Raw genomic sequence first — 481 nt, 5'->3', positions numbered from 1 at the left:
CACCAAGGTTAAGCCGGTGCCAAAGGCGAAAAAGGCGACAAAGGTGACCAAGGTGAAGCCGGTGCTAAAGGCGAAAAAGGCGACAAAGTCGACCAAGTTGAAGCCGGTGCCAAAGGCGAAAAAGGCGACAAAGGTGACCAAGGTGAAGCCGGTGCTAAAGGCGAAAAAGGCGACAAAGGGGACCAAGGTGAAGCCGGTGCCAAAGGCGAAAAAGGCGACAAAGGTGACCAAGGTGAAGCCGGTGCTAAAGGCGAAAAAGGCGACAAAGGTGACCAAGGTGAAGCCAGTGCACAAGGCGAAAACGGCGACAAAGGTGAAGAAGGTAAAGCCGGTGCGAAAGGCGAAAAAGACAAAGAAGGCGAAAAAGGTGGGGCTGGTGGACAAAGCGAACAAGGCGAAAAAGGGGAAGAAGGTGAAGCCAGTGGTGAAGGAGAAGAAGGCGAAAGAGGGGAAAAAGGGAGGGAGAGGGCACAAGTAGAGA

At 53.4% G+C, this 481-nt stretch carries 1 protein-coding gene; it reads right to left on the bottom strand.

The genetic code is table 11. The features are described 5' to 3' along the window. Window positions 1-481: hypothetical protein (locus tag ACTHUT_RS21775; protein WP_440419896.1), on the bottom strand; the 481-nt coding region annotated here is incomplete at both ends.

The organism is Neisseria sp. P0022.S010 (assembly GCF_051956635.1).
Note: the sequence above shows the minus strand (reverse complement) of the source record. Positions and strands in the feature narration are given on the sequence as shown.